Source organism: Marinobacter koreensis (assembly GCF_023156285.1).
GTDB classification, from domain to species: domain Bacteria; phylum Pseudomonadota; class Gammaproteobacteria; order Pseudomonadales; family Oleiphilaceae; genus Marinobacter; species Marinobacter koreensis.
The window spans coordinates 245912-259399 of sequence record NZ_JAKZAJ010000001.1 but is presented as its reverse complement, the minus strand read 5'-3'; the positions used below and the strand labels follow the sequence as shown (position 1 = coordinate 259399).

Sequence of the window (13488 nt, the reverse complement as noted above, 5' to 3'; positions counted from 1 at the left end):
TACCGGTTGTCGTACGGTTGGGATAATCATCCCCCCCGTATACACTGCTCCTGAGCAACCCTGGGAGCCAAACCTATGCAAACCATCCTCGGTGCCAGCGGGCAGATCGGGCGGGAACTGGCGCGCAGCCTGAAACGCGACTTTACCAGTGACATACGGCTGGTCAGTCGACAGCCGCAGAAAGTGAACGACACCGACCAACTGATCAGCGCCGACCTGCTGAATGCCGATGACGCCTTGCGGGCGGTTGAAGGCTCGAGCATTGTCTACGTGACCGTGGGTTTGCCAATGGACACCCAGCTCTGGGTTGAGCAATGGCCGATCCTGATGCGCAACATCCTCAATGCCTGTGAGAGTTACAACGCCAAGCTCGTGTTTTTTGATAATACCTACATGTATCCGCAAACGGCTACGCCGCAGACCGAAGAGACGCCGTTTCACCCCAATGGGGATAAAGGCAAAGTGCGCGCGGCCATCGTCAGAGAACTGATCCAGGCAATGGACGAGGGTCGAGTCAATGCCGTGATCTGCCGCGCCCCGGAGTTCTACGGCCCCGGAAAAACCCAAAGCATCACCAACGCGACGATCCTCAACAAGCTGAAAGCCGGCAAGAAACCTACCGTCTTTCTTCGCGACGATACGCTACGAAGCCTGATCTACACGCCGGACGCCAGCCGGGCCATGGCGCTGTTGGGCAATACGCCCGACGCCTATGGACAAACCTGGCATCTGCCCTGCGATGACCAGCGCCTGACCTACCGACAGTTTATTCAGCTGGCGAGTGAGATCTTCCATACCGACAGCCAATACAAGATACTCAAGCGCTGGCAGCTGAAGTTGGCCGGTTTACTGAATCAGCAAGTCCGGGATGCGGCGGAACTGTTGCCTCGCTACCAGGTGGACAACATTTTCGTGTCTGACAAATTCAAAAAGCGCTTTCCGGAGTTTCGCGTAACAACCTTCCGTGAAGGTTTGACGGTGGTGGGAGAGGAGCCGGCCGCCCCACGGACCTAAAGGACGGAATTCAAACTGCAATCAGGTGACATTGGCAATGAGTGAGACAACCGAGGATAAAACAGCATCGGCGAATCCGGCCGCCGGTTGCAGCCGGTACCCTACAGTGAGGAAGGCGCCAGTCGGGAAGTACGCTTTAGCGAGCGGGAACTCAACGGTATGCTCGCCAATAACACTGATCTGGCTCAGAGACTCGCAGTCGACCTTTCGGACGACCTGCTGAGCGCCGCCCTTCTGGTGCCTCTTGACAAGGACTTCCCAGTACTCGGCGGCAGAACCCTGCGAGTCAATGCCGGTGTGGAACTCTCCTTTGCCAACGGTCGCCCCCTGGTTAAGTTAAGGAGCGTCAGCCTCATGGGCGTACCCATTCCGAATGCCTGGCTGGGTAACCTCAAGAATGTGGACCTGGTTAACGAGTTCGGCGCCAACCCGGGATTCTGGAAATCCTTTGCAGCGGGTGTGGATTATATCCGGGTTGAGGATGGCCGGTTGCTCGTCCGGCTTAAGGAATAGCGCTGGGCCATCAGAGAAGCCGAGAGAATAGATCTGTCCCGGTTTCGCTTTCGGATCAAACCGGCAGTTCAATAATCTCACCAACCACACCATCTTCACTCACCTCCAGCCGCCCCAGCGTGATCGGCAGTGTAAAGCGACGGGGCCCGGCACCACCTGGATTGAAATACAGCACGTCGCCAATCCACTCATTACGGGGTTTGTGGGAATGGCCGGCGATCACCACGCGGTAACGGCCTTGCGGATCGAAGTCGAGGGTTTTGACGTCGTGGAGCATGTAGAAGGCGTGACCGAGAAATTCCAGATCCTGAACATCAGGGAGCGTCGCTGCACGGCCTGCTGTATCGATATTGCCGCGGATAGCAACCAAGGGAGCGATGGCCTCCAGTGCTTCCAGAACCTCATCCCGTCCCACATCACCGACATGAAGGATCAGATCCGAGCCCTCCAGAGCGTCCAGGGCTTCGGGACGCACTTTGCTGTGGGTGTCTGCGATTACCCCGATTCGCATGTTTACGCCTCGTTCAGTCTCTCAGTCGAACTGCCTGGCCCGTGCGCGTGGCCAGGAAGATAAGCGTTGCTATAGTGAAACAAGCCCGCCTCACCCCCATAGTGGCGAGATCCAGTGCAAACGTACAGCCTATGGCAGGAGTTTCCCATGCCCACTTACACCGTCACGGTCGCGAATCTGTCTCTGTCGCCGCAGCAGAAATCACAGATCGCCGAGGCCATAACAGCGGCCCACAACGCCCAAACCGGCGCTCCCCGGTTCTTCGCCCAGGTTTTGTTTTCTGCGGCCGATCAGGGCGACCACTTTGTGGGTGGCAGAGTGAACACCGCGCCTCAGGTTTATGTGCACGGCCTGGTGCGGGAGGGCAGAAGCATCGGGATCAAACAGGCCCTGATGAGCCAGATGCTTGAAGAAATCTCCCGAATCGTGGACATCACAGCTGAAGATGTCTGGATCTATCTCCAGGACATTCCGGCCACCCAGATGATCGAGTTTGGGCGGTTTTTGCCGGCGCCGGGCGAGGAAGCTGAGTGGGAAAAGGGAATGACTCCGGGAAAGCGCGCCAGTTTGTCTAAATAACCTGAGACTGTCACTCTACGATAAGATGCAGACCGTTCTTTGAAGCCGAACAATAAGCACCAGAGACAAGGACAGCTCAACGAAGATGAACAGCAACTACAAGATCGCTCTACTCATCGACTGCGACAACGTCAGTCACCAGTCCATCGAAGGGGTGCTCCAAGAGCTCGCCAAATACGGGGCCGTGAACGTGCGCCATGCTCACGGAAACTGGAACGGTCCCCAACTGAGTGGCTGGATCGAAAAGCTCCACGCCAACGCCATCCGACCGGTTCAGCAGTTTGCCTATACAACCGGCAAGAACGCGACCGATGCATCAATGATCATTGACGCCATGGACCTGCTCTACAGCGGGAATGTCGATGCCTTCGCCCTCATGACCAGCGATTCCGACTTTACGCCCCTGGTGATGCGAATTCTCGAGGCTGGCCTACCCGTCTTTGGCTTCGGCGAGCGCAAAACTCCTATGCCCTTCGTGAACGCCTGCTCGCAGTTCATATACACAGAGAACCTGCGCGAAGAGACTGAGGAGCCCGATAACGTCAACAACGGCGACACGCCGAAACCGACGGTGGAGACCAAGTGGGGACGGAACAAACTGAGGGGCGACGCCGTGCTGGTGCGGACTCTACGAACCGCGGTTGAACAGACCGCTGATGATGATGGATGGGCGCATCTCGGCAAGGTTGGCCAGTACATTTCGAATAACAGTTCTTTCTCACCCGTAAACTACGGGTACAAGAAGCTGAGCGATCTTATCCGAGCCAGTGATCTCTTCGAGATGACAATACGAGATAAGAACGTTCTCTATATCAAAAGTCCGGAAAAATAGATCTGTCCCGGTTTTCCTGGATAGTGATTCAGGTCAGCTCTGATTTCTCAACGAAGCTCCGAAAATAAATCTGTCCCGGTTTCCAGAAATGCATGGGGCTGGCTGTGAAAAACCCTCCTGACTTCCTAACTGTCGGCGAACCTGCCCGACTCATTCAACCCCGAAGATAGATCTGTCCCGGCTTTCGATCTTACAAAGGGTTTACCCACTACTTACATTGGCGGGCCACTGGGTGCCGCAGATCCATAAAAATTAATGTAACCTTTGGATGAATTCTTTCAACTCACTGTCAATTAGACCTAAATTTTTTACTGCTGTGGCTAAAAAACCTCTTTCCTCGTTCTTCTTAAAACTGATATTGAGTAGGTCTTTCAATCGATTGAGGCACCGCTTACCATCCAAAACGCGATTTAAACTGTCCCACCGCTCATGTCCCAACTTGCTCTCAGCAAAAGACCTAATTTTCTCAATTTCGCCATCCAAGCTTTCGCTTTGCACACACAAATGCCGCTCTATTACCTCCTTTAAATCAACTCCCTCCTTACCGCTACCAAACTTATCACTAGGAGTAACTTTTTTATTAGCAACACAATGAAGGACCATCGCAGACAAAAACACAAGATCGTCTTCAATGCTTGCAATCTCAACGACCACCTCATCGCTGGATATCTCACGTAGTTGAAGATCTGAAACGATCTTGCTAATCGCTTCAGGTTTCAATAAATAGTTTTCAATTTCCCAGCGACGGAGAACATGCACTCTATCTCCGAACGGCTGAGCTTTCCTAAACTCTTCATCATCTTTCTCCCAAAAAACTTCCTTACTCGGAGATTGGTCACTAAAAAGTGAGTCTCTATCAACCACGCCAAATGCAGATATATCCTGTTGATTAGATTCGTCAACAGCCTTTACAACCTTGCTACACCCCCCGGAGGCACCATCTTCATCACTAACACTTTCGAATCGAACTTTGTCTAAAACATCACTAAACCAGATGTTCTGAAATATATAAAGGTCATCACTAGACTCTAGAAAGACCTTTATGCCTCCCGTGTAGTACGAGGTAATATTACCGGATTCAATTTCTTTAAAGCTCGGCATGAAAATGTCTCTTACTGCATATTAGTTATTATATGACCACCCTTAATTAATCCATCTTCCGATACCTTAAGGCTATTAGAGTAAACATCAAGAATTTCGGTGGAATGAGTTGTCATGATAACAACAAGGCCTGGATTTTTAGCAACGAGAGCCTTCAATTCATTGACAAGCTTATGCTGCCACCTAATATGCAAATGTATGTCCAGCTCATCTATCAATATAATTGAATTCTGGGTAATATGAGCGCCAATCCTCAAAAACAAATACGCCAAGCTCTTTTCCCCGCTGCTTAGCCTATCAAGTCGGTGCTCTTGCTCGTCATCACTGTTGCATCGTACAACAGCCTCCGGCGGGTCTCTTCTTACGTCTAATAATACTTTACTTGAGTCCGAAAACGCACGATCGTTGATAATCTCTCTAGCTTTCTCGAACCGACCATCATCCAACCATTTTAACCATACCAGCAAGTTATCTAACGAGTCCTCCCAATCGTCACTGTGAGGATTAAAACGCTGCAAAGAACTATATCCCCAATGATTAGGCTCAGCGATCCCCCGCTTAGATCCAGCAGAGCCCGGACTTGATTTAATCGGAGGAATATCTCGGTAAGCTGAGAAGAATAATGCAGTCGGCAAGGTCAAGGTATTGCCCTCAAACTGACCATCAGGACGACTACCAAAGCTATTACGTACCACACTCGTTATATCCAAAGCTAATTCATCCGCTTTGGATATAGCACTCAAACGCCCTGACGAAACTCGCCGATAACCAAACCTATGCCACGAATCAGCATTTATTGCGTTCAAATCGTCGTCGGCCCATACTTTAAGTGAAACCTCAGGGCCTAGTTCACCGGCAAGAAGAGAAAGAATGATTGTTAAATCCTCGCCATTCCAAGACAGTCTAACTCGTAGATCCAACTGAGCCCGACCGTTTCCTTCATCAAGATCTTCTTGCCCAAACCGAATCGCTTCGTGGGGATCGAGCTCCAGCATTCCGTATAGGCTCGCCAATACATCAAGAACTGTAGTCTTACCGGAACCATTTTTCGAAATTAACATGAAAACATTGCATGGCTCACCACTTTCATCGGTAAAATCAACACAATACGGCTTATCTCTAAAAGGCCCCACCCTATCCAACGTAAGGGAGATAGGTTTCATCTCATAAATCACTAGTCCATCCATCATCTCGCTCCCTTACTATCTGACTCGACCGACAATTCTAGTTCTGTCAGCCTCGGTGATCATTGCTCCATGAACCCTGTGAAGTTCTTGCTCCCCAGACATCTTTATTAACATATCACCCTTGCCAAGGAGCTTCTCAGAACCGGTCTCATCGATCACAATTTTAGATTCAGTACTCTTCTGAACAAGCAAACAGATCCGGCTAGGAATATTACTACGAAGCAACCCTGTAAGTATGGTGGAGTCTGGGCGCTGAGTTGCCAATACAAGGTGTATACCAACAGACCGTGCCTTTTGGGCTAATCTCACCAAGTAACCCTCCAACTCCTTAGACTGCATTAATAAATCAGCGAGTTCTTCTACAACCAAAACAATACGAGGTAGATCCAATGACCCATTAGCCAAGGCAACATCTAAATTGCTCTCGTTAACGTCCGCTAGCAACCGGTTCCTTTCCTCCATTTCGTCAACTAAATTTGATAACAAGGAATCTGCATCATCAATGAAAGATACAACTTTAGAATCATATAACTGAGGAATGCCGTTATAAGGAGCGAACTCGACTTGCTTAGGATCAATTAACGCTAATTTAAGTTTCTCCGGTGAATTTCCAGACAACAAAGAAAGTATAATGGAATGAATACAAACACTTTTTCCACTGCCTGTCGTACCAGCAACTAGTAAATGGGGCGCCTCAGCCAAATCAAAACCAAAGTCTTCTCCGGAAACAGTTTGACCCAACCAGATAGGAATTTTGAACTCACTGTTACCAACCCATTGTTCAAGTGGAGCTGGAGAAATAGTCCTTTGTTCATTTTTCGGAAGTGGGATATCCAGCGACACAACTTTTCTTTCAGAGGTATGACTCAGAACTGGAGCGGAGTTTTTTAGCCCCATCTGAAACGAGAGCTTATCGACGCCTCGCTTTAATACATCATATTGCGAAACATCATTAAGATATAAAAGAAACCTTTCCAATCGTGCTCCACGCAAAATCTCTTTTACCGATGCAGAAACACCAAGTTCATGTAATGCCTCTTTAAGCTGCTCTAGGCGGCTAGAAGAGGTTTCGCCTGCTATTTGTTTCTCATTAGCGACTGGCTCAACCAATTCCTGGTATAAATATCCGTAAAAATCGTGACTACGTGACCAACCTGATCGAAATTCACTTAGGCCTCGACAAATATGCCTGTTAAGAAAATTTTTGTACTTTTTATTATCGGAAAATAGGTCTTCCTCATGGTATGACGATAGAATAGCCCGAATCGCCAAATCAAAATCTTGTTCATTTCCGTTATCGTCAGGGGCAGCCCCATAGCCTGTCACCTGCCTCAGGTGGAATTGATTGCCACCAGTTCTATGAGAATCAAACGACTGATCTGGAGGGGTTTTGATCGATAGAGATTTTGTCAATGCGAGCCGAATTATCCAATACTGATGCGCCCCATCATACTTTAGGCCGAAACTAGTTAGTTCCTTAACGAGCCTAGAATCATCTGCGTTGAGAAAAATATCAGCCATAAAGAACCTCTTTGCGCTCGGCAATTTGAGCACTCGTCTGGTCGCCCGAAGGGTTGTTCAGCAAATAGGTTCGAGCAATAAAGGGGCTCAATATTCCATATTTCTGCTCGTCAAGCTCGGAATCAGTTGGCAACAGAACTACTTGCTCACCAGCAACAGGATAATATTTTTTCAGAAGGTTCAGTTGATGCAGCCTGTCGATCCTTCCTAACGGTGTATCGATGACAACTGGAACGCTTTTGCCAGAGATTTCACCCAAAGTCCAAATTAAGGCAGTTGCGGATAGTTGTTTCATGCCTGCAGATATACTCGACAACCCAATCACCTTCCCATCAGCGGCAAAATAGCGTGTATTGAATGCGTCATCAATCTCAATCTTTTCGATAAGGCCATGGGAATCCATTAACAATTTGAACTTTTCATTGTATTTCTCTTCCAAGTCTTGCCTTCGATGTGATTTCAAAACACTTTTATACTCACCTAGCGCTCTTTCAATGTTAGAGGCCAAATCTAGTCGCTGACGAACCGAAGTAGTTATTTCTACCCTATTTAAAGCTTGCTTAATACTTGAGTCTGCCTTGGTAATATATTGAAGCAAAACATTCAACTTTCCGCCCACCGATATCTTCCGACGCTCTTGCTCCAGCAGCTCTGCCTTTGTACTTTCAAGTTCTTGCTCATACTTTTTAAACCGTCGCTGTTCTTCGTCCGACAAGTGAGAAACATCTAATAGTCTCTTCTCAATTTCTGATATTTCGAAAGTAATTTTTTGCAACATGGCCATATCTCTAGCAACACTACTTATCGCACTACTTTTACGAGAGAATGGACGAAGACTTTCTAGGACACCATTAGCCGTTGCTGTGTCTAGCGAAAACACACTATCCTTTTCAGTATCTTGTTTAAAAAGGTCAATAACACCATTTAACTTGTCAAGATAAAACTTTGTTTGGTCAGATGTTAGCATTGGCCTAGAATGCGGGGGCTGAGTCAGCGCCCAGGTCATTTGCTCCCTAACACTGTTAATCAGTTCTTGATATCCGACTGCTTTACTGTCAAGGACGGATTCGCATTCGGATATCGACTTCTCGACGAGCGTTGGCAGTAAAAGCAAAAAAGGCTGGTGTCCGAGAACTTGAGATAGCTCGATGCGGAGATCAGCCTGTCGTGCACGGAGGCTATCAAGCTTTGCCTTAAACTCGATCTCTTTATTCTTTGAGCCATAAGAGTTGAGACTAGACATGCGGTTACTAATATCTTTAATATCATAATTTAGTCGCGCTATTTCAGCCTCTATATCCCCCAACTCCTGATCTAGACTCTGCTTTTCTTCATAGTATTCAGACAATCTATTCTTTTCTTTATTTAGATCAGCTTTCGCCTGCTGATCCATGGCCTCACTTTTCCAGCCCGACATTAACTGCTTCAGTGCCTCGCGGATGTTCTCAACAGATTTAATATTGAGAAGCTGCTCCATACGCTCGATTGTCGCATTTCGGTTAGCCTCAGCTAACTCCTCCAGCTCTTCTCCATCGAAAAAGAAAAAAGGAACGTAATCTTCGGGCAAACATACATTTAAGTATTTTTGAGCAGCTGAACCCTCTAACGATCCATACAACGGATGATTTACCTCTAGAAGCTCTTCTTCAAACTGGTCATTTTTGTTAAATTTCCAAGCTCTTTTTACAGAAACCTCTCCAAAATCTTCATCCCAAATCGCCTCTACACTGCATGACGCGCCTGAAGTTAAGCATTTTCTATTTCTTATACCTAACCACTCCGATCCATCACCTTCAATATATTGGCGATATGAAGGTAATCTGTGCCTCTCAACATCTGAACGAATTTCTTTATTTACGCCGGTAAAAAGCAATTTCAATGAATTGATGAAACTGGTTTTTCCAAAGCCGTTCCTTCCTAGAATTACCGTTATCGGACGACCGTCAACTGGCGCAAGATTGAAATCGACCACTCCGTAATAGGAGAACAAATTATTGATAATCAAATTTTTAATAATCATTTGTTACTCTACTTGGCGATCTTTAACGGCAGTCGATATTAACTTATTTAGCTCCCTCTGCAACTGTTGCATATCACCATGATTTAAACGTGGATACCGCTCCAGCAAGGAGAACAGTTCAGGCAATATTTGTTCGGGGACTCCATTATCAATGGCCAGCTCTTTCAACAAAACTTGAACGCCCTCGTTTTGTGAGTCAAGCATAATGCCCCCCAACCATTCTATTAGGAAACCGACCATTCTTTGCAGAAAGTTTCAATGCCGATTTCATTAAGTCGAACTCTTCATCCCAGATAGATTGGATACAACGTAGCTCCTCATCATCAATTAACCGGATTCCAACGCTCTTCTCAAGCTCCAATAATTTATCCAAGATATTTTTTCGAGCCTCACTAGTAAACGGACCGATACCGGGCCGGCCGTCTCTCCGAAAACGCTGGCGATTGTTCTCGTCTTCACGCATTTCTTTTAACCAGTTTCGAAAATCGTTCAGTGGGCGCATCCATTCATCCCCGGTTTCGATAAAGCCTTGCATCGATTTGTCAGCCTTGACAACCGTACATGTCCAACACCCGAATCGGCTACCACCGCAGGACGGGGTGTTCAGGTCAGTAACAACCGGACACTCTCCACCATTAGCCTGACGGTATAAGTCAAGCATAAAATCATGACTTCCTCCCCATGGTGGCGGGTTATTCATGAACAGATACTCCCACACCTGATCGGTATTCCAATGTGAAATGGGACTGAGCACCAATGCGTTCGGAATTTCGTGATGTGGATTTAAACCTCTGTCATTGCTTTTCCTCGCATCCATAGCTCGTCCGCGCGAAGCGCTCTCGGCATACCTTGTGCCAAGCAACAGTATTGCACTGCCGGACTTGCCACAGATCTCTTCTATCACCTTGGTTACCGGACGTATCTTCATCCGTGTCGTACACCACCTAAACCACCTTGTGGGAGGAGGGTACCCCTTGCCAATAAGGTTTACCCAAAAACCCTCTGCCGCCTCAGGACGAATTAGGTGTGTAACAAGATCTAACCCGGAAAACCTAGCGTGCTCGCCTATGCTCCTTAGACTATTTTCCACATAATCTTTAATGTTGGGAGCTTCAACTCTCGTGTCGGAGGATAAAACATGAACAGGTTTACGTTGCGACTCGGGAAGTGATTGAAGCAGCTCATACACAAGCTGGAGTACTAACGTCGAGTCTTTACCACCCGAGTAAGCGATTATCCATGGTCGGGAATCAGCGAGGAAATTCTCTCTCAGGCATTTTCTGGTTAACTCTAGGTGATCGTGTTGACTCTGTGTTGCAAGACTCATCTGGCGCCCGCCATGCATGGTTGTACGGCAAAAAATTTGCGTAATCGTAACATATCGACCGGTTTCTACCGAAAAGTTTGCCAAGGGCTAATCCACGCCAAACAGAAAAACAAACCTGGGACAGATTTATTTTTAGAGTGGATAACGAAAGAGCCGCCCTGTTTCCCGAGCGGCTTTCGTGTCTGCTTTCTGGTCGTTTTAACGCGCGTATCAAGCAGCCGCCAGGTACGCCCCTGCAACCGCCAGCACACCACCAACCCCACGGCTAAACCGGCTATCCACCTTCAGCATCAAGCTACCCAATCCACGGCCGGCGAAGGTGATGGCAAGCGTAGCGATAGAGAATCCAGCCACGTAAGTGGCGAGAGTCGCCACGGCAGGCATTTCAGCACCATGAGCAAAGCCGTGGAACAGCATAAACGCACCAACCAGAGTGCCACCCACAGCCGTCGGCAGTTTCGCCAGTGTGGCAATCAGGATGCCGGCGACCAGCACGGAGAAGGTAATCCCTGTTTCCACACCCGAAAGGCTCAGGCCGCCCCAGGCGAGGGTGGCGCCGAGAATCATGCCGCCGATCACGAAGGCCGGAGTGGCGTTTTTCATCTGCTTGCTCTGGCGCACACTCCAGAAACCGATGGCGGCCATGGCCAGCAGGTGATCCAGGCCCAGCATGGGGTGCAGCAGGCCGCTGGTGAAGCCGCCTTCGGCGTGGCCGGAGTGAGCCATAGCAGTGGCAGAAGCAGTCAGCAACGCGGCAGCAGTGAGGAGTTTGGCTGTGAGTTTCATGGTTTTCTCCTGATGGTTCTTAAGTCGTTTGTACTCGATTGGCTCATGCGGTTTCGGCAAGCTTCTCAGGCCGGCGCTCCGGCAACATGCCACGCTCCAGAATGAAGCTGATAATCGTATCCAGCCCTACCCCGTCGTAGAGATTGGTGAACACGAAGGGCCGTTCGCCACGCATTTTCTTGCTGTCCCGCTCCATCACGTCGAGGGAGGCGTGTACCTGGTCGGCGATGTCGATCTTGTTGATGATCAGCAGGTCGGATTTGGTGATACCGGGCCCGCCTTTGCGGGGGATCTTGTCGCCGGCGGAGACGTCGATCACGTACAGGGTGAGGTCGGACAGTTCCGGGCTGAAGGTGGCGGAGAGGTTGTCGCCGCCGGATTCCACGAGGACGAGCTCCAGATCCGGGTGCCGGCGCTGGAGGTCGTCGATGGCGGCGAGGTTCATGGAGGCATCCTCGCGTATTGCTGTATGCGGGCAGCCGCCGGTTTCGACGCCGAGGATGCGGTCCGCGGCCAGGGCTTCGTGGCGCAGGAGGAAGTCGGCGTCTTCCCTTGTGTAGATGTCGTTGGTGACGACGGCGATGTCGTAGTAATCCCGGAGGGCTGTGCACAGCTGACGCAGCAGGGCGGTTTTTCCGGAGCCGACGGGGCCGCCTACTCCTACTCTCAGGCAATGTGTCATGGTTATGTCCTCTATCCTCTCTGTTTTCTCACTCCGTGCAGGCGGCGATCAGCCAGTCCTTCCGGGACACGCTGTAAATACATCCCTGTACGCTTGACTGCAGCATCCCTGCTGCAGACAGTCCCGGAAGGACTGGCTGACCACCGCTCCGAACTTGGGAGCGGGCGTCATTTTTTTCTAGCTTCTGAAAAGCCGTGAGTATTGGGTTTCGTGTAACGCGCTTCCGAGTGCCAGGCCCGGCAGGATGGGGCCGAGTTCTTCGTCTTCCCGAGCCAGTGCCGTGTCCACCGCGCCCACCAGTTCTGGCCGTAACCGTTCGATGATGCGCTGGGCGGCGGTGTGGCCCAGGGGCAGTGCCTTGCAGGCGACCGCGAGCTGGTTTTCCTGCCAGGCCCAGGCGAAGCCGAGCAGGGTCTGGCGGACCGGGACGAAACGTTTGTGGGCGGCCCAGGCGAACATGGTGATGTAGCCGGGGTCGTCGGGAATCAGGTTTTGCTCTGGCAACAGGTCGAGGTTGCGCAGCAGGGTGACCATCGCGGTGCCGAGGCGGGTGTCTTCGTCGCTCAGTTCGGCGGTTTCCCGGGTGGCGTGGAGCCAGTGGTTCCATTCGCTGAGTGCGTCTGCATCCTCATTCGCCCAGGCCTGCTGGAAGCGCGCCAGCAGGGGCAGTTCGCAGCGGCTTAGGCCGTCTTCCAATACGCCTTCGATCCAGTCCGCCAGCTCCGCTTCGTTGTTCACCCATCCCAGTTCGAACGCGCTTTCCAAGCCCTGGGACCATGCGAAGGCGCCGATGGGCAGTGCGGGGCTGACCAGTTGCATCAGGCCCAGCAGGGCGAGGTCGCCGGTGTGGGCGGCGCCGGCCTCAATGGGTGTGTTTGTGGTGATGGCCATGGCTGTGCTCGTGGTGGTGGCTGTGTCCATCGCCGTGCGAATGCCCGTGGGAATGACCGGCCTGGGCGTAGGCGCCGGGTTCGGGGTCGAACGGGGCGGTGTGGTGCACCAGGGTGGCGCCGAGGCGTTCGGCCAGTTCTTCCAGGACGTGGTCCGGCGGGAAGCGCACGTAGCTGCCCTGCTCGTCCTGGCCGATGGCGAGGGTAACGTGGCGGTTGCCCAGGTGATAACACAGGCGCGCCAGGGGTTGGCCATTTTCGATGCGGGCGGTGACGACCGGTTCTTCGGCGGCGCGGATGCGGATGATTTCGCCGGTTCTGGCCTGCAGCAGGTCGCCGTCCCGCAGCACGGGGCCGCGGTCCAGGAACAGGCCGACGTCCACTTTGGTTTCGGTGGTGGCGCGCAGGCGGCCCCGGATGCGCAGTTCGTAGGGCAGGATCAGGTTGTCGTGGATTTCGCTGGTTTCGATGCCGGTGCTTTCGACATTGCCGATGCGTTCTGTCAGTTCCAACATAAGTCTCTCC

General features: G+C 50.7%; 15 protein-coding genes. 4 read left to right on the top strand and 11 right to left on the bottom strand.

Annotation, left to right across the window (positions count from 1 at the left end; all coding sequences use genetic code 11):
- Positions 1-75 precede the first annotated feature (75 nt).
- Positions 76-1014: an NAD-dependent epimerase/dehydratase family protein gene (locus MLD04_RS01200; protein ID WP_248153950.1), complete on the top strand. Its 939-nt coding sequence runs from the start codon at positions 76-78 to the stop codon at positions 1012-1014.
- Positions 1015-1101: 87 nt separating this feature from the next.
- Positions 1102-1527, top strand: coding sequence for a YfdX family protein (locus MLD04_RS01195; RefSeq protein WP_248153947.1), 426 nt, complete (start codon positions 1102-1104; stop codon positions 1525-1527).
- A gap of 55 nt (positions 1528-1582) precedes the next feature.
- Here MLD04_RS01195 and MLD04_RS01190 read toward each other — a convergent pair whose 3' ends face one another.
- A complete protein-coding gene (locus tag MLD04_RS01190) occupies positions 1583-2038 on the bottom strand; it encodes a metallophosphoesterase family protein (protein ID WP_248153944.1) in 456 nt (151 codons plus the stop codon).
- Between the two features lie 147 nt (positions 2039-2185).
- On the opposite strand from MLD04_RS01190, the gene MLD04_RS01185 reads away from it, so the two are divergent.
- Positions 2186-2617, top strand: coding sequence for a tautomerase family protein (locus MLD04_RS01185; RefSeq protein ID WP_248153940.1), 432 nt, complete (start codon positions 2186-2188; stop codon positions 2615-2617).
- Positions 2618-2702: 85 nt separating this feature from the next.
- Positions 2703-3449 carry an NYN domain-containing protein gene (locus MLD04_RS01180; RefSeq protein ID WP_248153937.1) on the top strand — a complete coding sequence of 249 codons (747 nt, stop codon included), beginning with the start codon at positions 2703-2705 and terminating at the stop codon, positions 3447-3449.
- A gap of 252 nt (positions 3450-3701) precedes the next feature.
- On the opposite strand, the gene MLD04_RS01175 is transcribed toward MLD04_RS01180, so the two are convergent.
- The 10 genes from MLD04_RS01175 to ureE form a co-directional block, all read right to left on the bottom strand.
- On the bottom strand, positions 3702-4550 hold the full coding sequence (locus MLD04_RS01175; protein WP_248153933.1) for a DUF4435 domain-containing protein: 849 nt from the start codon (positions 4548-4550) through the stop codon (positions 3702-3704).
- 11 nt (positions 4551-4561) lie between these two features.
- Positions 4562-5740 carry an AAA family ATPase gene (locus MLD04_RS01170; RefSeq protein ID WP_248153931.1) on the bottom strand — a complete coding sequence of 393 codons (1179 nt, stop codon included), beginning with the start codon at positions 5738-5740 and terminating at the stop codon, positions 4562-4564.
- A gap of 12 nt (positions 5741-5752) precedes the next feature.
- Positions 5753-7258, bottom strand: coding sequence for an FtsK/SpoIIIE domain-containing protein (locus MLD04_RS01165; RefSeq protein WP_248153928.1), 1506 nt, complete (start codon positions 7256-7258; stop codon positions 5753-5755).
- Positions 7251-9278 carry a DNA sulfur modification protein DndD gene (dndD, locus tag MLD04_RS01160; RefSeq protein ID WP_248153925.1) on the bottom strand — a complete coding sequence of 676 codons (2028 nt, stop codon included), beginning with the start codon at positions 9276-9278 and terminating at the stop codon, positions 7251-7253. The genes MLD04_RS01165 and dndD overlap by 8 nt, the downstream gene beginning before the upstream one ends.
- 3 nt (positions 9279-9281) lie before the next feature.
- On the bottom strand, positions 9282-9482 hold the full coding sequence (locus MLD04_RS01155; RefSeq protein WP_248153922.1) for a hypothetical protein: 201 nt from the start codon (positions 9480-9482) through the stop codon (positions 9282-9284).
- Entirely contained in the window at positions 9475-10605 is a 1131-nt protein-coding gene (dndC, locus tag MLD04_RS01150; RefSeq protein ID WP_248153920.1) for a DNA phosphorothioation system sulfurtransferase DndC, read from the bottom strand. Before dndC ends, MLD04_RS01155 begins: the two co-directional genes overlap by 8 nt.
- Positions 10606-10815: 210 nt before the next feature.
- Positions 10816-11391 (bottom strand): HupE/UreJ family protein, encoded by a 576-nt coding sequence (locus MLD04_RS01145; protein WP_248153918.1) that lies wholly within the window; start codon positions 11389-11391, stop codon positions 10816-10818.
- Positions 11392-11434: 43 nt separating this feature from the next.
- Positions 11435-12073, bottom strand: coding sequence for an urease accessory protein UreG (ureG, locus tag MLD04_RS01140; protein WP_248153915.1), 639 nt, complete (start codon positions 12071-12073; stop codon positions 11435-11437).
- 177 nt (positions 12074-12250) lie between these two features.
- Positions 12251-12964 carry an urease accessory protein UreF gene (locus MLD04_RS01135; RefSeq protein WP_248153913.1) on the bottom strand — a complete coding sequence of 238 codons (714 nt, stop codon included), beginning with the start codon at positions 12962-12964 and terminating at the stop codon, positions 12251-12253.
- Positions 12936-13478 carry an urease accessory protein UreE gene (gene ureE / locus MLD04_RS01130; RefSeq protein ID WP_248155361.1) on the bottom strand — a complete coding sequence of 181 codons (543 nt, stop codon included), beginning with the start codon at positions 13476-13478 and terminating at the stop codon, positions 12936-12938. Before ureE ends, MLD04_RS01135 begins: the two co-directional genes overlap by 29 nt.
- Between the last annotated feature and the right edge of the window lie 10 nt (positions 13479-13488).

What these genes read in the sequence shown, in the direction of transcription:
- MLD04_RS01200 (WP_248153950.1), top strand. Translation starts at nt 76, where the DNA reads ATGCAAACCATCCTCGGTGCCAGCGGGCAGATCGGGCGGGAACTGGCG.
- MLD04_RS01190 (WP_248153944.1), bottom strand. Translation starts at nt 2,038, where the DNA reads ATGCGAATCGGGGTAATCGCAGACACCCACAGCAAAGTGCGTCCCGAA.
- MLD04_RS01185 (WP_248153940.1), top strand. Translation starts at nt 2,186, where the DNA reads ATGCCCACTTACACCGTCACGGTCGCGAATCTGTCTCTGTCGCCGCAG.
- MLD04_RS01180 (WP_248153937.1), top strand. Translation starts at nt 2,703, where the DNA reads ATGAACAGCAACTACAAGATCGCTCTACTCATCGACTGCGACAACGTC.
- MLD04_RS01175 (WP_248153933.1), bottom strand. Translation starts at nt 4,550, where the DNA reads ATGCCGAGCTTTAAAGAAATTGAATCCGGTAATATTACCTCGTACTAC.
- MLD04_RS01170 (WP_248153931.1), bottom strand. Translation starts at nt 5,740, where the DNA reads ATGATGGATGGACTAGTGATTTATGAGATGAAACCTATCTCCCTTACG.
- MLD04_RS01165 (WP_248153928.1), bottom strand. Translation starts at nt 7,258, where the DNA reads ATGGCTGATATTTTTCTCAACGCAGATGATTCTAGGCTCGTTAAGGAA.
- dndD (WP_248153925.1), bottom strand. Translation starts at nt 9,278, where the DNA reads ATGATTATTAAAAATTTGATTATCAATAATTTGTTCTCCTATTACGGA.
- MLD04_RS01155 (WP_248153922.1), bottom strand. Translation starts at nt 9,482, where the DNA reads ATGCTTGACTCACAAAACGAGGGCGTTCAAGTTTTGTTGAAAGAGCTG.
- dndC (WP_248153920.1), bottom strand. Translation starts at nt 10,605, where the DNA reads ATGAGTCTTGCAACACAGAGTCAACACGATCACCTAGAGTTAACCAGA.
- MLD04_RS01145 (WP_248153918.1), bottom strand. Translation starts at nt 11,391, where the DNA reads ATGAAACTCACAGCCAAACTCCTCACTGCTGCCGCGTTGCTGACTGCT.
- ureG (WP_248153915.1), bottom strand. Translation starts at nt 12,073, where the DNA reads ATGACACATTGCCTGAGAGTAGGAGTAGGCGGCCCCGTCGGCTCCGGA.
- MLD04_RS01135 (WP_248153913.1), bottom strand. Translation starts at nt 12,964, where the DNA reads ATGGCCATCACCACAAACACACCCATTGAGGCCGGCGCCGCCCACACC.
- ureE (WP_248155361.1), bottom strand. Translation starts at nt 13,478, where the DNA reads ATGTTGGAACTGACAGAACGCATCGGCAATGTCGAAAGCACCGGCATC.